Origin of the sequence: uncultured Sphingomonas sp. (genome assembly GCF_964237155.1) — a bacterium.
Taxonomy (GTDB): domain Bacteria; phylum Pseudomonadota; class Alphaproteobacteria; order Sphingomonadales; family Sphingomonadaceae; genus Sphingomonas.
In genome coordinates, this window is the sequence record NZ_CAXSHH010000028.1 from 1 (window position 1) to 19580 (window position 19580).

Annotated in this window: 22 protein-coding genes and 1 pseudogene; 18 read left to right on the forward strand and 5 right to left on the reverse strand. The window is 69.5% G+C overall.

Going from position 1 to position 19580, the window contains the following annotated elements; genetic code table 11:
* Positions 1 to 275: 275 nt before the first annotated feature.
* The 7 genes from ACFE71_RS08170 to ACFE71_RS08200 all read left to right on the forward strand — a co-directional run bounded on the left by ACFE71_RS08170 (position 276) and on the right by ACFE71_RS08200 (position 5287).
* Positions 276 to 665 carry an acyl-CoA thioesterase gene (locus tag ACFE71_RS08170; protein ID WP_375428310.1) on the forward strand — a complete coding sequence of 130 codons (390 nt, stop codon included), beginning with the start codon at positions 276 to 278 and terminating at the stop codon, positions 663 to 665.
* A complete protein-coding gene (locus ACFE71_RS08175; RefSeq protein ID WP_375402958.1) occupies positions 662 to 1051 on the forward strand; it encodes a hypothetical protein in 390 nt (129 codons plus the stop codon). Before ACFE71_RS08170 ends, ACFE71_RS08175 begins: the two co-directional genes overlap by 4 nt.
* Positions 1044 to 2438, forward strand: coding sequence for a dihydrolipoyl dehydrogenase (gene lpdA / locus ACFE71_RS08180; protein ID WP_375428311.1), 1395 nt, complete (start codon positions 1044 to 1046; stop codon positions 2436 to 2438). The genes ACFE71_RS08175 and lpdA overlap by 8 nt, the downstream gene beginning before the upstream one ends.
* Before the next feature lie 281 nt (positions 2439 to 2719).
* Positions 2720 to 3091, forward strand: coding sequence for a ribose-phosphate pyrophosphokinase (locus ACFE71_RS08185; protein ID WP_375428312.1), 372 nt, complete (start codon positions 2720 to 2722; stop codon positions 3089 to 3091).
* Positions 3092 to 3137: 46 nt separating this feature from the next.
* Positions 3138 to 4409 carry an amidohydrolase family protein gene (locus tag ACFE71_RS08190; RefSeq protein ID WP_375428313.1) on the forward strand — a complete coding sequence of 424 codons (1272 nt, stop codon included), beginning with the start codon at positions 3138 to 3140 and terminating at the stop codon, positions 4407 to 4409.
* Entirely contained in the window at positions 4406 to 4897 is a 492-nt protein-coding gene (locus ACFE71_RS08195; protein ID WP_375428314.1) for an MAPEG family protein, read from the forward strand. Before ACFE71_RS08190 ends, ACFE71_RS08195 begins: the two co-directional genes overlap by 4 nt.
* A gap of 39 nt (positions 4898 to 4936) precedes the next feature.
* Complete coding sequence (locus tag ACFE71_RS08200; protein ID WP_375428315.1) at positions 4937 to 5287, forward strand: DUF3140 domain-containing protein; 351 nt, start codon at positions 4937 to 4939, stop codon at positions 5285 to 5287.
* Positions 5288 to 5298: 11 nt separating this feature from the next.
* Here the strand turns inward: ACFE71_RS08200 and ACFE71_RS08205 are convergent, their stop codons facing one another.
* Positions 5299 to 7656, reverse strand: a complete 2358-nt coding sequence (locus ACFE71_RS08205; protein ID WP_375428316.1) for a putative bifunctional diguanylate cyclase/phosphodiesterase — start codon at positions 7654 to 7656, stop codon at positions 5299 to 5301.
* Positions 7657 to 7717: 61 nt separating this feature from the next.
* Entirely contained in the window at positions 7718 to 9484 is a 1767-nt protein-coding gene (locus ACFE71_RS08210) for a fatty acyl-AMP ligase (protein WP_375428317.1), read from the reverse strand.
* A 124-nt stretch (positions 9485 to 9608) separates the two neighbouring features.
* On the opposite strand from ACFE71_RS08210, the gene ACFE71_RS08215 reads away from it, so the two are divergent.
* From ACFE71_RS08215 to ACFE71_RS08235, 5 genes and pseudogenes are all read left to right on the forward strand, one after another.
* Complete coding sequence (locus tag ACFE71_RS08215) at positions 9609 to 10163, forward strand: regulatory protein RecX (protein WP_375428318.1); 555 nt, start codon at positions 9609 to 9611, stop codon at positions 10161 to 10163.
* A 74-nt stretch (positions 10164 to 10237) separates the two neighbouring features.
* On the forward strand, positions 10238 to 10825 hold the full coding sequence (locus ACFE71_RS08220; RefSeq protein WP_375428319.1) for a cold-shock protein: 588 nt from the start codon (positions 10238 to 10240) through the stop codon (positions 10823 to 10825).
* Positions 10822 to 11298 carry a DUF192 domain-containing protein gene (locus ACFE71_RS08225; protein WP_375428320.1) on the forward strand — a complete coding sequence of 159 codons (477 nt, stop codon included), beginning with the start codon at positions 10822 to 10824 and terminating at the stop codon, positions 11296 to 11298. Before ACFE71_RS08220 ends, ACFE71_RS08225 begins: the two co-directional genes overlap by 4 nt.
* Before the next feature lie 43 nt (positions 11299 to 11341).
* A complete protein-coding gene (locus tag ACFE71_RS08230) occupies positions 11342 to 11734 on the forward strand; it encodes an NADH:ubiquinone oxidoreductase subunit NDUFA12 (protein ID WP_375428321.1) in 393 nt (130 codons plus the stop codon).
* Positions 11735 to 11937: 203 nt separating this feature from the next.
* Positions 11938 to 12171, forward strand: a pseudogene (locus tag ACFE71_RS08235) (DUF2155 domain-containing protein); the annotation flags it as partial.
* Between the two features lie 35 nt (positions 12172 to 12206).
* Here ACFE71_RS08235 and aat read toward each other — a convergent pair.
* The 3 genes from aat to ACFE71_RS08250 all read right to left on the reverse strand — a co-directional run bounded on the left by aat (position 12207) and on the right by ACFE71_RS08250 (position 14132).
* The gene (aat, locus tag ACFE71_RS08240; protein ID WP_375428322.1) at positions 12207 to 12995 is read right to left on the reverse strand and encodes a leucyl/phenylalanyl-tRNA--protein transferase; all 789 of its coding nucleotides are present in this window, start codon (positions 12993 to 12995) and stop codon (positions 12207 to 12209) included.
* Complete coding sequence (locus tag ACFE71_RS08245) at positions 12967 to 13686, reverse strand: ParA family protein (protein ID WP_375428323.1); 720 nt, start codon at positions 13684 to 13686, stop codon at positions 12967 to 12969. Before ACFE71_RS08245 ends, aat begins: the two co-directional genes overlap by 29 nt.
* 71 nt (positions 13687 to 13757) lie before the next feature.
* Complete coding sequence (locus ACFE71_RS08250; RefSeq protein ID WP_375428324.1) at positions 13758 to 14132, reverse strand: hypothetical protein; 375 nt, start codon at positions 14130 to 14132, stop codon at positions 13758 to 13760.
* Between the two features lie 108 nt (positions 14133 to 14240).
* Here ACFE71_RS08250 and ACFE71_RS08255 point away from each other — a divergent pair, with 108 nt between their 5' ends.
* From ACFE71_RS08255 to ACFE71_RS08280, 6 genes are all read left to right on the forward strand, one after another.
* Positions 14241 to 15212, forward strand: coding sequence for a cysteine synthase A (locus ACFE71_RS08255; protein WP_375428325.1), 972 nt, complete (start codon positions 14241 to 14243; stop codon positions 15210 to 15212).
* A gap of 89 nt (positions 15213 to 15301) precedes the next feature.
* The gene (locus tag ACFE71_RS08260) at positions 15302 to 15556 is read left to right on the forward strand and encodes a hypothetical protein (protein ID WP_375428326.1); all 255 of its coding nucleotides are present in this window, start codon (positions 15302 to 15304) and stop codon (positions 15554 to 15556) included.
* Between the two features lie 205 nt (positions 15557 to 15761).
* Positions 15762 to 16316 carry a division/cell wall cluster transcriptional repressor MraZ gene (locus ACFE71_RS08265; protein ID WP_375428327.1) on the forward strand — a complete coding sequence of 185 codons (555 nt, stop codon included), beginning with the start codon at positions 15762 to 15764 and terminating at the stop codon, positions 16314 to 16316.
* On the forward strand, positions 16313 to 17239 hold the full coding sequence (gene rsmH / locus ACFE71_RS08270) for a 16S rRNA (cytosine(1402)-N(4))-methyltransferase RsmH (RefSeq protein ID WP_375428328.1): 927 nt from the start codon (positions 16313 to 16315) through the stop codon (positions 17237 to 17239). The genes ACFE71_RS08265 and rsmH overlap by 4 nt, the downstream gene beginning before the upstream one ends.
* Positions 17236 to 17850: a hypothetical protein gene (locus ACFE71_RS08275; protein ID WP_375428329.1), complete on the forward strand. Its 615-nt coding sequence runs from the start codon at positions 17236 to 17238 to the stop codon at positions 17848 to 17850. The genes rsmH and ACFE71_RS08275 overlap by 4 nt, the downstream gene beginning before the upstream one ends.
* Positions 17847 to 19559, forward strand: a complete 1713-nt coding sequence (locus tag ACFE71_RS08280) for a peptidoglycan D,D-transpeptidase FtsI family protein (protein WP_375428330.1) — start codon at positions 17847 to 17849, stop codon at positions 19557 to 19559. Before ACFE71_RS08275 ends, ACFE71_RS08280 begins: the two co-directional genes overlap by 4 nt.
* Positions 19560 to 19580 lie beyond the last annotated feature (21 nt).

The window sequence follows — 19580 nt, forward strand, 5'->3', positions numbered from 1 at the left end:
ACCACCGCGCGATCGACGGCGCGGACGGCGCGGCGCTGATGCAGGCGTTCAAGGGGCTATGCGAGCGGCCGCTGGGGATGCTGGCGTGAGCCGCGCCCCCACCCCCCGTCACCCCGGCCTTGAGCCGGGGTCCCGCTACCTACGCACCGGTGGGCAGGGAACAGCGGGACCCCGGATCAAGTCCGGGGTGACGGACGGGGGGAGGTGCCAGGCCTCGTGAAGCGCACCGCCATCGGGCTGTCCTTCCCCGCCTGGGCGCCGGACCGGGCGGGCGCATGAGCGAGCGTCCGCCCGAACACGCGCCGACGATACGCGTCACCGCCATGCCCGCCGACTCGAACCCGTACGGCGACATCTTCGGCGGTTGGCTGATGGGACAGATGGATCTGGCCGCCGGCTCGGTCGCGTCGCGCCATTGCGGCGGACGCGCGGTGACGATCGCGACGGAGGAGATGAAGTTCCACCGCCCCGTCTTCGTCGGCGACGAACTGTCGGTCTACGCCACGCTGGTCCGCACCGGGAACACGTCGATGACTGTCGAGGTCGAGGCGTGGCGCAGGGGGCGGCATTCGGACGACTGCTACCGCGTGACGCAGGCGCGCTTCACCTTCGTCGCGATCGGCGAGGACCGCCAGCCGCGCCGGGTGCCGGGGATGGCGGGGTGAGCATGTACCGCGGCCGGATCGGCGCGATTCTGATCGCGGCTCTCGTGACGGGGCTATTCGCAGTCCTGACGCGAGCGACGATGTTCAGCCTTCGTCCTTTTAACGTGATGCTCCATTTTTATCTGGTATTCCCGTTCATATTCGCATCGGCGCTGTTCGGCATCATCGTGGTGATGATACCGGCTGAGGCGCTTGCCCGGCGCGCGCTGCCGAACTTCGCTCCTGTCATTGTGATAGCTTGCAATAGCACGCTGACCTGGTTTGCTGCACGCTCGGTGCCGGTAGCCACGAAACTGGGAGTTAATCCTGTCGTCTTTGCGATTTTTGCAACTCTACTCTGGCTCTTAATCGATCGTCTCTTCGGGAAAACACTTAAACATGCCTGACACCTTCGACCTCGTGATCCTCGGCTCCGGCCCCGGCGGGTACGTCGCCGCGATCCGGGCGGCGCAGTTGGGAATGTCCGTCGCCATTATCGAGCGCGAGCGGCTGGGGGGCATCTGCCTCAATTGGGGGTGCATCCCGACCAAGGCGCTTCTGCGGTCGTCGGAGATCTATCATTACATGACTCATGCCGACGCCTACGGCCTGTCGGTCGAGCGCGCGTCGTTCGATCTGGGCAAGGTCGTCGAGCGCAGCCGCAAGGTCGCGGGCCAGCTCAACGCCGGCGTCAAGGGGCTGATGAAGAAGAACAAGGTCCAGGTGTTCGACGGCGTCGGCAGGCTCACCGCGCCGGGCAAGCTGTCGGTCCGCCAGGGCGACCGCACGACCGAGATCGAGGCGAAGAACGTCATCGTCGCCGTCGGCGCGCGCGCGCGCGACCTGCCCTTCGCCAGGTCGGACGGGGAGCGCATCTGGACCTATCGCCACGCCATGACGCCGCCCGTGATACCGACCGAGTTGCTCGTGATCGGGTCGGGCGCGATCGGGGTCGAGTTCGCGAGCTTCTATTCGGACATGGGCGCCAAGGTCACGATCGTCGAAATGCTGCCCCGCATCCTTCCCGTCGAGGACGAGGAGGTGAGCGCCTTCATGGAGAAGCAGCTGACCAAGAACGGGATCGCGATCCGCACGGGCGTGGCGCTGGAGGCGCTGACGCCCGGGCCGGACGGCGTCGTCGCGCGGATCAAGGGGAAGGACGGGAAAGTCGCGGATGAGAGATTCAGCCACGCGATCGTCGCGATCGGCATCGTGCCCAACACCGAGGAGATCGGGCTGGAGCAGCTCGGCGTCGAGACCGAGCGCGGGCACATCAAGACCGACGCCTACGGCCGCACCAACGTGGACGGCGTGTGGGCGATCGGCGACGTGACGGGCGCGCCCTGGCTGGCGCACAAGGCGAGCCACGAGGGCGTGGTCGCGGTCGAGGCGATCGCGGGGCTGAACCCGCACCCGATGAACACGGCGAACATCCCCGGCTGCACCTACTCGCGCCCGCAGGTGGCGAGCGTCGGGATGACCGAGGCCAAGGCGCGCGAGGTCGGGTACGAGGTGAAGGTCGGCAAGTTCCCGATGATCGGCAACGGCAAGGCGATCGCGCTGGGCGAGGCGGAAGGCTTCGTGAAGACGGTGTTCGACGCCAAGTCTGGCGAGCTGCTCGGCGCGCACATGGTCGGGGCCGAGGTGACCGAGTTGATTCAGGGCTACGTCATCGCGCGCCAGCTGGAATCGACCGAGGCTGAACTGATGGAGACGGTCTTCGCGCATCCGACCTTGTCGGAGGCGATGCACGAGTCTGTGCTGGGTGCGTATGGGCGGGCGATCCATTTTTGACCGCATGAAGCGGAACGGCCCACCATCCTCCGTCACCCCGGACTTGATCCGGGGTCCCGCTTTACTCGGCGGCCGACGGGAAGAAGCGGGACCCCGGATCAAGTCCGGGGTGACGGGGGTAGGGCAAGCTCGTCATTTCGGGGCTGGTAATGTTGGAGATCGCATGCTCCGGTCACACGGTGCCCTACGATCCCGCACCTTCCCCGTCCGGCGATCGTTTGCCCGGCGCGCGCGAAGGAGCCGCCGGGGGTGAAATAGCGTTACCTTCGTTACCTTCGGCCATGGATGACGTCTCCGAATCGCCCATCGCCGACGTGGCGCTCGTCCGTTCGCTGTTGGTCGATTCGGCGCGGGCCGGGGAGGCGATCAGCTATTCCGCGTTCCTCGCCAGGTTGGGCCTAGCTTTCTCGCGGCCCAAGATGCGGGCGCTGTGCCGGACGCTCGACCGCATCGACCAGGACGGGGGCGGGCGCGGCGAGCCGGGGCTGGCGGTGCTTGTCGTGCGCGAGTCGGACGGGCTGCCCGGCCAGGGCTGGTGGGCCGGCTGGCGGGCGGCGGCGATTGGGTGGGAGAGCGACTGGACCGGCCCGGTCGCGCGGGCATTCGTGACGGAGGAGCAGGCGGCGGCATTCCGCTATTGGCAAGCGGGGTGACGTCGATATGGTCGCGCCTATCTAAGTATCGCCGAGGGGAAACAGATTGCTGAAATCGCTGGCGGCCGTGCTCGCCGCGTCGGTCCTGGCGACGCCCGCGCTCGCCGACACGGTCGTCGTCACCGCCAAGCGCATGCTCGACGTGGATAGCGGGCGGATGCTCGACGACCCGCTGGTGGTGATCACCGACGGGCGGATCGCGTCGGTGGTGACGCGGAACGGCGGGCGGCCGAACATCCCCGCCAACGCGCGGCGGATCGATCTGGGCGAGGCGACGATCCTGCCCGGGCTGATCGACATGCACGTCCATCTGACGAGCAATCCGAAATATGGCGGCTATTCGCGCTATCAGTTCACCGACGGGTTCTGGCTGGCGCAAGGTGTCGGCAATGCCGAGCGGACGCTGCGCGCGGGTTTCACGACGGTCCGCAATGTCGGGTCGGACCGCTATGACGACGTCGCGCTGAAGCAGGCGGTCGACGAGGGGTGGATCACCGGGCCACGCATCGTGCCCGCCGCCCATGCGCTGGGCGCGACGGGCGGGCATTGCGACGAGACGTTCCTGCCGCCCTCATACGACCGCAAGTCGCCCGCGATGGGCGACTCGCCCGACGAACTGCGCAAGCGCGTCCGCGAGCAGCGCAAATACGGGGCGGAGGCGATCAAGGTCTGCGCCACCGGCGGCGTGTTCAGCCGCAACACCGCGCCGGGTGTCCAGCAGCTGCGCGAGGACGAACTGCGCGCGGTCGCGGAGGAGGCGCATTTCTGGAAGCTCAAGACCGCCGCCCACGCGCACGGCGCGGACGGGATCAAGGCGGCGATCCGCGCGGGGATCGACACGATCGAGCATGTGAGCTTCATCGACGCGGAAGGGATCGCGCTCGCCAAGCGGCAGGGCACGTGGCTGGGGTTCGATGTCTACAACACCGACTATACGCTCAGCGAAGGCGCGAAGAACGGCGTGCTGCCGGAAAACATCGCCAAGGAGCGCGCGGTCGGCACGCTCCAGCGCGAGAACTTCCGCGCGGCCGCCAAGGCGGGGGCGCCCATGATCTATTCGACCGACGCGGGCATCTATCCGCACGGCGACAACGCCCGGCAGTTCGCGGTGATGGTGCGGTTCGGCCTATCGCCCATCGACGCGATCCGATCGGCGACGACCAACGCCGCGCAGGCGCTGGGGCGCACCGCCGACGTGGGATCGATCCAGGTCGGGCGGTATGGCGACCTCGTCGCCGTGGCGGGCGATCCGCTCGCCGACGTGACGCTGCTGGAGCGGCCCGTCGCGGTGATCAAGGGCGGGGAGCGGGTGCGATGATGCCGGATCCGGGTGCGGGCCTGTCGCCCTTCGCACTGCTCTGGCCGACCTTCGCGCTGGTCGCGGTGATCATGGCGGTGTGGGCGACGCTCTTCGTCCGGCGTATGCGACACATCGGGAGGAACCCGCCCAAGGCCGAGGATTTCGCCACCGGCGAGGCGGCGTCGCGCTATTTCCAGCCGGTCGAGATGCCCGCGAACAACCTCGCCAACCTGTTCGAGATGCCGGTGCTGTATTTCGCGCTGGTGCCGCTGCTGCTAATGTTCCGACAGGTGACGACGGCGCAGTTGCTGCTCGCCTGGTTCTTCGTGATCCTGCGCGCGACGCACAGCTTCATCCATGTCGGCCCCAACGTCATCAAGGCGCGGTTCGGCGTGTATCTCGCCTCGGTCGCGGTGCTGGTCGCGATGTGGATCGGCTTCTTCGTCGACGCGCTCGCGGGGTCGCGGCTCTATTCGATCCATGCCGGGTTGATGGCGCAACTCTGACGCGGGACGCGGCGTTGGCGGGCGGACAGGAGAAACCCGATGCCCGCGACCGACGATCACGCCAAGACGCAAGCCGACTTCGACGACGCGGTCAACATGACCCCCGCCGCGCTGGAGAAATGGCTCGCCACAGAAGAGAGCAGGGAGGTCGGCTGGAAGGGCCCGGACGGCAAGGGCGACGGCGAAAGCGTCGGCCACAAGCAGGGCGGTCGCATCGTCGCCATCCTGCGCAAGAAGAAGTCGGAGCTGGCCGACGAGGACCTGGCGGACATGAGGAAGGTGGTCGGGTACGTGCATCGCCACCTGGCGGAGGGCGGGCCCAAGGAGGATGTTGAGCATTCGCGCTGGCGGTACTCGCTAATGAACTGGGGGCATGACCCGTTGAAGTGAGAGCGGCGGGACTAAGCCGCGGCCGAGTCGTTCCACCGCCGCTGGTTCGCCAGCTTGCGCGCCTCATCGACGGGCAGCGGGCGCCCGAAATAATATCCCTGGACCTTGGAGCAGCCGAGCTCCTTGACCAGGGAGTGCTCGCCTTCGGTCTCCACGCCCTCGGCGGTGGTGGCCATTCCCAGGCTCTTGGCGAGCGCGACCACCGCGCGGATGATCGCCACCGCCTCGCGCACGCCCTTGGACGCGCCTTGGACGAAGCTGCGGTCGATCTTGATCGTCGAGAAACGCGTGCGCGACAGGTAGCCGAGCGAGGAATAACCCGTGCCGAAATCATCGAGCGACAGCCGGATGCCGAGATCGAGGATGCGCTCCAGCGTCCGGACCGCGCCCGTGCCCTCGCGCATGAACACCGACTCGGTCACCTCCAGTTCCAACCGGTCGGCGGACAGCCCGCTGCTCGCCAGCGCCGAGGTGACCACGGTCACGAAGTTGGGATCATGTAGCTGGTCGGGCGAGACGTTGACCGCGACGCGGATGTCGGCGGGCCAGCGCGCGGCTTCGTGGCAGGCGGTCCGCAGCACCCATTCGCCGATCGGCGCGATCAGGCGCGCATCCTCGGCCAGCGGCACGAACTTCACCGGCGAGATCGGTCCGTATTCGGGATGGGTCCAGCGGAGCAACGCCTCGAAGCCGGTGAGCTTGGCCGTCTCGGCGTCGACGACCGGCTGGTAGTTAAGGTGCATCTCCCCCTTCTCCAGCGCGCCGCGAAGCGCCACCTCCAGGCGGCGACGTTCCTCCGCCTCGACATGCAGCTGGGGCTCGTAGACGTGGTACGTGCCGCCGCCCGCGTCCTTCGAACGGTAGAGGGCGAGGTCGGCCGAACGGATCAGCATCTCGGCGGTGCGTCCGTCGCGCGGTCCGAACGCCAGCCCGACGCTGGCGCCGATATAGAGCGTGTGCTGATCGACCTCATACGGGCGCGACAGCGTCTGGATGATGCGTTCGGCGGTCCGCTCCACCGCCACCGGATCGCCCGCGTCGCGGACGACGACCGCGAACTCGTCGCCGCCCAGGCGGCCGCACAACTCGTTGGCGCTCATCAGTTGGTTCAGTCGCTCCGAAACGCGCGACAATAACCGGTCGCCGAGCGGGTGACCGAGCGTGTCGTTGACCGCCTTGAACCGGTCGAGGTCGATCATCATGAACGCGCACCGGCTGTTCCATTTGTCGGCGTCGGCCATGGCGCGCGCGAGTGTCTCGTTGATCAGCAGGCGGTTGGGCAGGCCGGTCAGCGTGTCGTAGCGCGCCATGCGGTTGATCTTGTCGGCGGACGCGCGTTGTTCCGTCACGTCCGAACCGACGCCTCGAAAGCCGCAGAACGCGCCGCGCTCGTCGAAACGCGGGGAGGCCGCGATCTCCCACCAGCGCTCCTCCCCGCCGACATCGACGGGGAGGCGCAGGTCGCGGAAGCTGTCGCGGCTTTTCAGCTTCTCGGCGAGTTCGCGGAGGCCGGCGGCGAACGCGCCCGCCTCCCAGCCGGGGCCGGCGAGCACCTGGAGGAACGGCATGCCGTTGATGGTCACGGGATCGAGGCCACAGGCGAAAGCGAAGCGGGGGGAGGCCTTGATCACGCGGCGTGCGGCGTCGGTCTCCCACAGCCAGTCCGCGCCCGCCTCCTCGAACTCCCGCAGCAACAGGCTGACGGTTTCGTCGCGCTCGGCGAGCGCCATCTGGCTCGCGCGGATCACCACGAGCGCGCGGGCGCGGGTGACGCAGCCGAGCATCAGCAGCGCGGCGAAGAGCAGGGTCGCGCCGCTCGCGGCGTAGGCGCCCGACAGGCCGACGGTGACGGCCACCGTCGCGCCCACCCCGCCGACGAAGGCGAGCGTCGATAGCGCGAGCGGAGCCATCGCCACCGCGCCCGCAGTCATCAGGACGGACAGGACCATCCACAAGCCGTAGGCGGCGGCGGTCCCCGGCTGGGCGAACAGGAGCGGCGGGACGGACCAGACCACCGCGAACGCGAGCCCCTCGAACGCGGTGTCGCGGAGGTCGCGCACGGAGGCGTAGCCGCCATCCTCGTGATGCGCGCGCAGGCGGCGGAACGCCACCACGACGGAGACGAGGGCGGTCAACGCTCCCCACCCGGCGAGCAGCCAGATCGAAGACAACCGCGCGAAAAGGCCGGCGACGACGCCGGCCGCGATCAGGTTCGCGCAAAGCAGGAACAGGGCGAATTCGCGGCCCGCCTGAAGTTGGGAGGCGCGGATGCGGCCCCATTCTGCGGGATCCGCGCCTTCGCGCAGACCCACCAGCGTGGAGAAGTCGACCGGGGTCGCGGCGTTGTCGGGGGCTGCTTCGGTGCTCACCGGCCACACCATAGCGACCAATGGTTAGCGAATGATTTGCGCCGAGCCCGCCGGAGCGGCGTCAGGCCGCACGCACCTCGTATGGCTTGATCTCTCCCGCGAGATACAGGTTACGCGCCTTGGTTCGGCTGAGCTTGCCCGAACTGGTGCGCGGCAGCGTGCGCGGCGGGATGAGTTCGACCACGCAGTTCATGCCGGTCACCGCGCGCACGCGCTCGCGGATCTGACCGAGCAGCCGCTCGCGCTCGTCCTCGTCGGAACTGCGGCATTGGACCAGGACGGCGGGCGTTTCCTCGCCGCCGGGCGTGGTGATCGCGAAGGCGGCGATGTCGCCGGCCTTGAAGCCGGGCATCTGCTCCACCGCCCATTCGATGTCCTGGGGCCAGTGGTTGCGGCCGTTGACGATGATCATGTCCTTGGCGCGGCCGACGACGTACAGATAGCCGTCCGACAGGTACCCCATGTCGCCCGTGTCGAGCCAGCCGTCGGCCATGCACGCCGCGGTCGCGTCCGGATCGCGGAAATAACCGACCATCACCGATGGCCCCGAACACCAGATCTTCCCGATCGCGCGCTCGGGCAGGGGCGTTCCGTCCTCCTCGCGCACCTCGACGCGCATATCGCGCGCGGGTCGACCGCAATTGACGATCGCGCGGTAACGGCGCGGGTGCGAGTTGTCGTTGGCCACCCCGGGATCGCGTCCGGACAGTTCGGTTTCCTCGACCAGCTCGATGCGGATGCCCTCGCCCGGCGGCATGATCGACACGGCGAGCGTCGCCTCCGCCAAGCCGTAGGAGGGGAGGAACGCCGACGCCCTGAACCCCGCGTCGGCGAAGGCGTCGACGAAGGCCTGCATCACGTCGGGACGGATCATGTCCGCCCCGTTCCCCGCCACCCGCCAGCGCGACAAGTCGAAGCGATCGGACGCGCGGGTCTGGCTGGACATCCGCCGGGCGCAGATGTCGTAGCCGAAGGTGGGCGAGTAGGACATGCTGGTGCCGGTATTGCGGCTGATCAGGTCGAGCCAGGCGAGGGGCCGCCGTGCGAAGTCCTCCGTCTTCAAATAGTCCGTCGACACCTGGTTGGCGACGGGGGACAGGAAGCAGCCGACCAGGCCCATATCGTGATACCAGGGAAGCCAGGAGATGCAGCGGTCGGTCCCGGTCAACTCCATACCGTGGCTGTGCGCAGCCAGGTTGTTCAGGAGCGCGCGGTGAGTGATCGCGACGCCGTGCGGGAACCGCGTGGAGCCGCTGGAATATTGCAGATAGGCGACACTGTCCGGGTGCGCCGTCGGCAGCGTCGCGTCGGGTACGTCGCGCGTGGCGAGATCGGCCCAGTCCATGGCGGCCACGCCGCTCGCCCGCGCCGCCGCGCCCGCCATCTCGCCGAGTTCGGGCGGGTGTAGAAGGAGCACGGGATCGCAGCTGACGAGCTGGGTGCGGAGCTGGTCGATATACCCGTCCTTGCCACCGAACGACGTCGGCAGCGGCAGCGGCACGGGCCAGGCACCCGCATATACGACCGCGAAGAACAGCGCGGCGAATTCGGGACCGGTTTCCGCGATCAGCGCGACGCGGTCCTCGGGCGCGACGCCCGCGGCGATCAGCCTGCGCGCGGAGGCGAGGGCGTCGGCGCGCAGTTCGGCATAACCGTATGCACGGACGAGCGAGCCGCGGGCGTCGTGGAAGTTCAGACCGCGCGCGCCGGCGGCGGCGTAGTCGAGCGCCTCGCCCAGCGTGCCGAAATCGGCGAAGCGCCGCGGCAGCGGATCGGCCGTCGGTGTCAGTCGCGGCGCGCCGTCACCCTTGGGCTGCATGGTCGTCATACCCGGTTCTTCCTGTCCGACCCGCGCGCGACCATCCATTCGAGCTTCGTCGTCGCCGATACGCGGGCACCCATCGTCGTTTAGATTGGCAAGGTCGGGGGTCAGTGTGGCACAAACATGGCGTATGCGCTCCGCTCCCCGATCCGGCCCCCGTTCCGAACGTCGGCCCGCGCCTCCGCTCGACGAGCCCAAGCTGGACCGACTGGCGCTTCGCTACGTCGAGCGCTTCGCGACGACGCGGGGACGATTGGCCGACTATCTCCGTCGCAAGATCCGCGAGCGGGGCTGGGAGGGCGAGCCCGCCGACCCGGACGCATTGGCGCAACGCATGGCGGAGTTGGGCTATGTCGACGATCGCGCATTCGCCGAAGCGCGCGCGCGGTCGATGACCAGGCGAGGGTTGGGCGCGCGGCGGGTGGCGGACGCGCTGAGACATGCGCGCGTCGGGGTGGACGATGCGGAGGCGGTGACGCCCGATTTGGCCGAGCACGCGCCCGAGGCGGCGCTCGCGTTCGCACGGCGCAAGCGGATCGGGCCGTTCGCCGCCGCCGCCGCGGACCGCGAGCTGCGCGCGAGGCAGCTCGCGGCGATGGCGCGCGCCGGGCATGGGTACGAGCTGGCGCGGCGCATCGTCGACGCGCCGCCGGGTCGCGAGATCGACCCTGACGAGTTGCGTTGAACGATCCGGATTTGTTGCAAGGCGGACGGGGGATCATTAGCTACGAGACTTCGGGGGACTGATGCATGGGCGACATGACCTCTGCCGATGATGGGCAGCCGGCCACCACCAATGGCGCGGCCGACGCCTTGCGCATGGCCGGCGTGGTCAAATGGTTTAACGTGACCCGCGGTTTCGGCTTCGCGGTCGCGGACGATCCGGCGTTCGGCGACGTGCTGATCCACTTTTCGGTGCTTCAGGCACTCGGTCGCCGCAGCCTGCCGGAGGGCGCGCGGATCGAGGCGGTGATCGTCCGGCGCGACCGGGGTTTCCAGGCGCGCGAGATCACCGCGCTCGATTTGTCGACCGCCGCCCCGGACCCACCCCGCGCCAAGCCGCCCGGCGACCGCGTCGATCCGGTCAGCCTGATCGATGCAGCCGGGCCGTTCGAGGCGATGCAGGTGAAATGGTTCAACAGACTGAAGGGCTACGGCTTCCTGGTCCGCGAGCGCGACGGCGCGGACGTGTTCGTCCATATGGAGACGCTGCGCCGCGCGGGGCTGATGGTCGTCGAGCCGGACCAGCCAGTGCGCGCGCGCGTCGTGGACGGGCGCAAAGGTCCGCTGGCGGTCGTGGTCGAGGCGGATGCGGTGGGGTCGGGCGCGGCGGGGCCGGGTGCTTGAGACGGACGGCGTGGGCGACGCTTGCGATCGCGGTCGCGGGGTGCGGCGATCCGGGCGGCACGGGCGCGGACGCCACGCCCCCGCCCGTACCGGTCGTCGTCCGGACGGCGTCGGGATCCCATCGGTTTCAGGCGGAGTTGGCGGACACCACGGCCAAGCAGAGCGCCGGAATGATGTATCGGCCGGAACTGGAGCCGGACGGCGCGATGCTGTTCGCCCCCTACCCGCCCGAGGGTGGGCCGCCGCGCGACGCGAGCTTCTGGATGCGCGACACGCCGTCTTCCCTGGACATCGTCTTCATCCGCGCGGACCGGACGATCGCGCGGATCGCCGAGAACACGGTACCGATGTCGGAGGCGCCCGTCGCGTCGGGCGAGCCGATCGCGGCGGTGCTGGAGGTCAGGGGCGGGCGCATGGCGGAGCTGGGCGTGGCCGAAGGCGACCGGGTCGAATGGCCGACCCTGAAGCCGTGACGCGCGGTTGAAGGGCGCGGGCAAGCCGGGTAAGCGCGAGGTCATGGGTTTTCTCGCATCGATCTTCACCTGGTGGAACGGCGCCACGATCGGCACGCGCATTGGCTTGCGCGGCAAGAAGCGGGTCGGCGACGACGCGTTCGGCAACGTCTATTACGAAGGCGGGCCGCGGGCGGACGGGCGCAACGAGCGCTGGGTGATCTATCCGGGATCGAACGACGCCAGCCGTGTGCCGCCCGAATGGTTCAGCTGGTTGCACCACCAGCTCGACGGCGTACCGGATGTGTCCATGCCGCCCGCGCGGGCGTGGCAGAAGCCGATGGTCCCGAACATGACGGGCACGCCGCTCGCCTATCGTCCGCAGGGCGCGCTGGAGAAGGGCGGCAAGCGCGCGCAGGTCGCGGGCGATTACGAAGCGTGGACGCCCGAGGGATGAATGCGAGAGTGGCGGCCGCGGCGCTGGTCGGGGCGGCGGTGATCGGGACGGGCGGCTGGTACGGCTACCGCGCGCTCGGTGGCGACGATGCACCGGCGGTGCAGACGCTACCCGACGAAGCGGAGGGCGGCGGCGAGGTGATCGGCGACGTCGAGACGGTCGCGGCCGGCGAGGCGCAGGCTGTCGATACGGGATCCACGCCGATGCGCGAGCGGGTCGCGGTGCTGGGGCTGCTCAACAAGCGCAATGGCACGGCGCGCGACGTGACACTCCGGCCGGGCCAGGCGGTGCGGCTCGGTGATACGGTGGTGCGGCTGCGCGCATGCGAGCGAACCGCGCCCTGGGAAGCGGAGGAGCTGACCGGAGCGTTCGTGCAGTTCGACGTGCGCGAGGCGGACCAGCGGTGGAAGCGGGCCTTTTCGGGATGGCTTTACAAGGAGCGGCCGGCGCTGAATGTCGTCCAGCATCCCGTCTACGACGTTTGGACCAAAAGCTGCGCGACGGCTTTTCCGGACGGCGGCGCGGAGACGGTGACGCTCGATCCCGGCGCGACACCGGGCAAGGCATCGGCCCGGTCGAGCGCCCGGAAGTCGCCCGCGCCGGGACCCGACAGCGCGAGCGAGCGGCCGTCCGGACCCGAGAGCGCCGCACCCAGCAACTCGATATAACGTTTGCGGCCGATCTCCACCGCGCCGAGCGTGGCGAGGTGGTCGGTCTGGAACTGGCAGTCCAGCAGCGTGAAGCCGCCGACCCGGAGCCGCGCGACGAGCCAGGCGAGCGCAACCTTGGACGCATCGGTCGCCCGGCTGACCATTGACTCACCAAAGAACGCGCGTCCGAGCGCCAGCCCGTACAACCCGCCAACGAGGCGGTCGCCGTCCCAGCACTCGACCGAGTGCGCGAAGCCCCGCGCGTGAAGTCGCAGGAAGACCTGCTCGATATCGGTGTTGATCCACGTCTCCGGCCGGTCGTCGACCGCCTCGGCGCACAGGGCCAGCACCTGAGCGAAGGCCTGGTCGGCGGTGACGCGGAAACGGTCGGCGGCGACCGCTTTCCGCAGCGACCGCGATAGGTGGAAGCCGTTCAGCGGCAGGACGGCGCGGCGGCGCGGTTCGACCCAATGGACGCCGGCCGCGTCGCGGTGATCGGCCATCGGAAATACGCCCACCGCATAGGCACCGAGCACCAGATCGGGATCGAGCGGGGTCGCGCGCACGCTCACGTCGGAATGGTCAAGCGACCAGGCGACGCTCGACGGCACGCCAGACCTCGACGAAAGCGAGCGCGGCGGCCGAGCGGGGGGCGAACGCACCGATCGGGGTTCGATCGGCCGCGGCCGCCTCCGCGCCGCTCGCCATCGGGATCACCGGCCAGTCGGGCTCGGCGCGGAGCGCGTCGGCGTGGAGGCGGCGGCGGCGGTCGACCATCGAGTGGACGGGAAGCACGGGCGTGCGGCCGCGCAGGTGATCGAGCACCTCGAGATACGCGCGGGTGGAGAGTGCGGAGGGCACCACCGGCACGACCACCAGATCGGCGGCGCGCATCGCTTGGTCGGCGGTCTCGGTCAGCCCCGGCGGGCAGTCGAGCAGGACGCGGTCGTGATCCAGACCATCGATGAGGCGACCAAGCCGCTTCTTCTTGTCGAGATCGTGGAGCAGGTGGTCGAGGCCGCGCAGCGATGCGTCGGCGGGAAGCAGGTCGAGCCCGGGATAGGCGGTCGGCCGGACGAGCCGGGCAGGCTCCACGTCGCGCGAGAACACGGCCTGCGCGCGGTCGCGCCGCCGGTTTTCCGGGCGGTCGTCATGAAGGATCCAGCTGGCCGCGGCCTGTGGATCGAGATCCCAGAGCAGCGTTCGCCTGGAGGATCGGACGGCCGCCGCCCAGGCGAGGTTGACCGCGAGCGTGGTCTTTCCGACGCCGCCCTTCAGGGAATAGATCGCGACGGTCGCCATGCGGCCCGACCGTGCCGCGATGCCCGCCTTTGCGCAAGCGTCGCCGAAGCGCGGGTCAATCGTGGCGGCCCTCAGCCATGGCAGCTTTGGGCGGGTTTGCCGGGCTGCGCGAGGGTGACGGCGTCGGGGCCTCCGGTCAGCGACCAGCCGCCGTCCGCGACGAGCGGCTCGCCCGCGGTCGGGCCACGCAAGGTGGTGGGCGCGCCGCCCTCCTCCGTGCGGACGACCGCTTGGGTATCGCCCTCGAAGAAGGTGACGTAGGCGAGGCTGTTGTCGCGGCAGCGCAGCGTCTTCTCCGCCTTGATCGCGGGCGGAAGCGCGACCGGCGCGGCGGTGGCGAGCTGGTTGGCCATCGGATCGGGGTTGGTGTCGATCACCTCGGGGGCGGGTTGCTGGCAGGCGGCGAGCACGAGGGCCGCGGCGGCGGAGAGGAGGATGGTTCTCATTGCGCGGCGGCGCTTGGGCGACTCGCGAACGGGCGTCAAGTCGCGCTTTAGCCCCCCGCGCAACCGCTTGGCTTGCCGGGCCGCCGCAGGGGCGGCATTGGGCCGGGCATGACCATTATCCCCGACACGCTCGCGCTCATCGGCAATACGCCGCTCGTCCGGCTGGCCGGGCCGAGCGCGGCGGCGGGAGCCGAGATCTTCGGCAAGTGCGAGTTCGTCAATCCGGGCGCGTCGGTAAAGGACCGCGCCGCGCTGTTCATCGTCCGGGATGCGGAGGAGCGCGGGCTGTTGCAGCCGGGCGGGACGATCGTGGAGGGAACGGCGGGGAACACGGGCATCGGCCTGGCGCTGGTCGCGAACGCGAAGGGGTACCGGACGATCATCGTCATGCCCGAGACGCAAAGCCGCGAGAAGACCGACACGCTTCGCGCGCTGGGGGCGGAGTTGGTGCTGGTGCCCGCCGCGCCGTTCTCGTCGCCGTGTCATTTCGTCCATCAATCCAGGCGGATCGCCGAAGAGACGCCGGGGGCCGTGTGGGCGAACCAGTTCGACAACGTCGCCAACCGCCGGGCGCACGTGGTCGGCACCGCCGAGGAGATCTGGACGCAGATGGACGGCCGCATCGACGGCTTCACCTGCGCGGTCGGGACGGGCGGGACGCTGGCGGGAGTCGGGTTGGGGCTGAAGGCCAAGGACGATCGCGTGACGATCGCGCTGACCGACCCGGACGGCGCCGCGTTGTACGACTATTACGCGCATGGCGAGCTGAAGAGCGAGGGCAGTTCGGTCGCGGAGGGGATCGGGCAGGGGCGGATCACGGGCAACCTGGAAGGTGCGCCGGTCGACACGCAGTTTCGCGTGTCGGACGCGGAGGGGTGGAAGTGGGTCAGGCGGCTGCTGAGCGAGGAAGGGCTGTGCCTGGGGCTTTCGGCGGGGATCAACGTGGCCGGCGCGATCCGGCTGGCACGCGAACTCGGCTCCGGATCGCGGGTCGCGACCGTCTTGTGCGACACGGGCTTCCGGTATCTATCGACGCTCCACAACCCCGAATGGCGGGTCGCCAGGGGGTTGCCGGCCTGAGCCGACAAGGCGGTCGGATGGACGGGAAGGGTTATCCGGGCTAGTCCGTCGAGGTAATGAAACGGGTCGCCGACGAAAGAGCGCAGTCCATGCAGCGCGTGCGGGTGGGGATGATCGGCCTCGCGGCGATCATCCTGCTGATCGGGCTGGCGTCGATCATCCTGTCGGGCGTGCGCGACGAGCGAGCGGCGGAGTCCGCGGGCGGCAGCAATGCGGCGGTGGTCGCTAACATGGCGGCGATCGACGAGGCTCTGCTCAACGAGTCGGACGAACCCCTCGCCGATCTGGGGGTGGCGCCCGGGTCGGCCAGCGTCGACGCAACCGGGAACGGGCGGGGGCTATAAGCGCCGCGCTGTTCGGCGAAGCGGGGAGCGAACCAGAACAACCTGACTTATGCGGCGCGTCCAGCCCGCCGCCGATCGGGTCGGGTCGAACAAGTTATCCCCGGAAATCCCGTAATCTCCCGTTGCGTCCCGGCGAGGTGGTTGGTACACCCAGATCACAACGGGGCAGGCTCATCGTTCGCTGGAGACAGGGGCGGTTCACGACATGGGTCGCGGGCCGAAGGCGATGGGTCGTGCGCTTCCCAGATGTGAGGGTGGCGTGTCGGAACGGCGGCTGTATCAGGGAGGGGGGCTCGGGCTGGTGGACGACAAGGGTCGCGTCGCCATACCCAACGCGCTCCGTTCGATCCTCGCCGAGAACGCGCCCCGGCCGGACGGGAAGGACGGCGGCACCATCATCGTCGCGGTGCATGAGGACCAGCCCTGCCTCATGGCGTACGACCCGGCCTATCTGTCCGAGCTGAAGCTGGAACTCGACCGCCGCGCCGAGCTGTCGCGCGGGGCGGACGGCAAGGTCGATCCCAACATCAAGCGCGGCGGGGCGAACGGCGAGGCGGTGCCGTTCGACGGGTCGGGACGCTTCATCATGCCAGGCTTCCCGCGCTTCCATGCCGGGATCGCGCAGAACGCGTTCTTCTGGGGCACGTTCGACTATATCGAGATCTGGGATCCGGCGACTCTGCTCGCCACCCCCGGCGTCGCCCCCGCGATGGTATCCGCCTGTCGATATCATTGCCAGGAAAAGGGGATCGCGCTGTGAGCGAGTCTCCTCATATTCCGGTGCTGCTCGATGAGGTGGTCGAGGCGCTCGCCCCCGCCCCCGGCGAGGTCATGGTGGACGCGACCTTCGGGGCGGGCGGGTACACGCGCGCGCTGCTGGCGCGGGGGGCGGCGGTGATCGCGTTCGACCGCGATCCGGACGCGATCGCGGAAGGCCGCGCGTTCGAGGCCGACTCGGAGCTGCGGCTGGTTCATGACGATTTCTCCGGGCTGGAGCGCGGGATCGACTCGCCCGTCGACGGCGTCGTCATGGACATCGGCGTCTCGTCGATGCAGCTCGACCGGGGGGAGCGCGGCTTTTCCTTTCAGGCGGACGGGCCGCTCGACATGCGGATGAGCCAGGAGGGACCGAGCGCGGCGGACTTCCTGAACGAGGCGGACGAGGCGGTGATCGCCGATGTCATCTACCGGTATGGCGAGGAGCCCAAGTCGCGGCGGATCGCGCGGGCGATCGTCGACGCGCGGCCGTTGACGCGGACGGGCGAGCTGGCGACGGTGGTGCGCCGCGCGCTGGGGCATCGGCCGCACGACAAGAAGGACCCGGCGACCCGCGTCTTCCAGGCGATCCGCATCCATGTGAACCGCGAGTTGGGCGAGCTGGCCGACGGGCTGGCGGCGGCGGAGCGCGTGCTGAAGCCTGGCGGGCGATTGGCGGTGGTCACGTTTCATTCGTTGGAGGACCGGCTGGTGAAGCGCTTCCTGCGCGACCGATCGGGTGCCGCTCCCGGCGGTTCGCGCCACTTGCCGCAGAGCCGAACCGGTCCGGCGGCGAGCTTCGAGAAGATCGGGCCCGCCGTCAGGGCGGGCGAGGCCGAGCTGGCGCGCAACCCGCGCGCGCGGTCGGCGACATTGCGTACGGCGCGGCGGAGTGCGGCCGCGCCCTGGGTGGAGAACAGCGTATGACCGCGGCGTATCGTCTGAAGGGCCTGGGTTGGTTCGCGAGCTGCACGGCGATCGTGCTGGGTTTCTATCTGGTGTCGCTCCAGGTCGCGTCCGAGCGTAACAAGCTCGACACGCTGAACCGGCAAATCCGCACGGCCGAGCGCGACATCCGCGCGCTGGAGACCGAGTTCGATACGCGCGCGAACCTGCAGCAGCTGGAGCGCTGGAACGGCGACATCCTGGCGCTGTCCGCGCCCGTCGCGGGGCAGTTCGTGCGGAATCAGGCACAGCTGGCGTCCGTCAGCTTCGACGCGGTCACGCCGCCGGGCGGGGCGGAGGCGCGGACGGCGATGTTGGTGGTGCCGTCGATGCCCGCGATCGCGCCGGCGGTCGCGCCGGTGGTGGTGGCGTCGATCCCGACGCAGGTTCGGCGCGCGCCTGCTCCGGCTCCTGTCCGGGAGAGGGTCGCGTCGGCCGTCGCCAACGCGCCCGTGACGTCGGTCGTGGTCGCTTCCGCGCCCGCGCCGGCCGGGCGACGCGTCGCGGCGAAGCCGCAACGTATCGCCATGCTGGACGGCGATTTGTTGTCGGACCTGACGTCGCGCGCCCGGGACGAGGCGGGACGCCGTTGACCCTGGTCCTGGCCCGTCCCCTGGCGTCCGGCCGCCGCACCGCCGGGCAGCGGCACGCGCTGGTCGCGGTCGCGCATATGCGGCTGATGATGCTGATGCTGCTGTTCGCGGCGGGCGTGACGTTGGTGATCGGGCGGCTGGCGATGCTGGCGTTGTTGTCGGGGGGCGAGGCGCGCGCGGGAATGCTGATGCGTGCGCCGCGCGGCGACATCGTCGACCGCAACGGGCAACCGCTGGCGCGCACGATCGACGCTTGGACGATCGCGGTGCATCCCCGCAAGCTGATCGGCGACCCGGCCGAGGTCGCGATGAAGCTGGCCGAGCTGATGCCCGACAAGGGCGATCAGGCCTATTTCCACCGGCTGCTGACCAACGATGTGAGCTTCACCTACCTTCAGCGGCGTGCCTCGCCCGCGCTGGTCGAGGCGGTGAACGCGATCGGCGAGCCGGCGATCGTGTTCGACCGCGAGACGCAGCGGCTCTATCCGCAATCGACGATGGCCGCCCACGCCCTCGGCTTCCTGTCGACCGACGGCAAGGGCATGTCGGGGATGGAGCGGGTGCTCGACGAGCGGCTGACCAATCCGGCGCTGAACGGGAAGCCGGTCGCGCTGTCGATCGACACGCGCGTGCAGGCGGCGATGGAGTCGGAGCTTGGCCGCGCGATGACGGCGTACGGCGCGCGCGGGGCGGCGGGGTTGGTGCTCGACGTCGACACGGGCGAGGTCGTGTCGATGGTGTCGTTGCCGGTGTTCAACCCGAACCGGGTGGGCATGGCGGGGATGGAGGAGCTCCGCAACATCAACACGCAGAGCGTGTATGAGCTGGGGTCGACCTTCAAGGTGATCACCGCCGCGATCGCGCTGGAGACGGGGGTCGCGAACCTGTCGCGCCGGTTCGACGCGACCGCGCCGCTTCAGGTCGGGCGCTTCAAGATCAAGGATGACCACGCGCAGGGCCGGTGGCTGAACATCCCCGAGACGCTTGTCCATTCGTCCAACATCGCGACGGCGCGGATGGCGGACGAGATTGGGCCCAGGCGGATGCAGGCGATGTTCCGGCGGCTGGGCTTCGACACCAAGCCGGACATCGAGCTGCGCGAGAAGGGCCGGCCATTATGGCCGACCTTCTGGGCGCGGACGACGACGATGACGACGGCCTACGGGCACGGCATCGCGGTGACGCCGCTGCATCTGGCGAGCGCGTACGCGGCGATCATCAACGGAGGCATCTGGCGGCCCTCGACGCTGCTGAAGGTCGAGCCTGGGCGCGCGCCCAAGGGTCGGCGCGTGATCAGCGCGGAGACGAGCCGGCGGATGCGGCAGATGATGCGGTTGATCGTGCAGGAGGGCACGGGCCGGAAAGGCGAGGCGCCGGGCTACCGCGTCGGCGGCAAGACGGGGACGGCCGAAGTGGCGCAGGGCGGCGGGTACGCGTCGAACGCCAACGTCTCCACCTTCGCGGCGGCATTCCCGATGGACGCGCCGCGTTATGTCGTGATCGCGATGATGGACTCGCCCAAACGCGTCGAGGCGAACCAGTTCCAGACCACGGCGGCCTACACCGCCGCGCCGGTGGTCAGCCGGGTGATCGCGCGGACGGGGGCGATCCTGGGCGTGATCCCCGACGACCACGCCGATGTCGACCAGCGCGACGTCATGCCGCTGCTGTGGCGCGCGCCGGGCGAGAGCGGCGGACATGGCGAATGAGAATTTGGGAATGAGGATTGG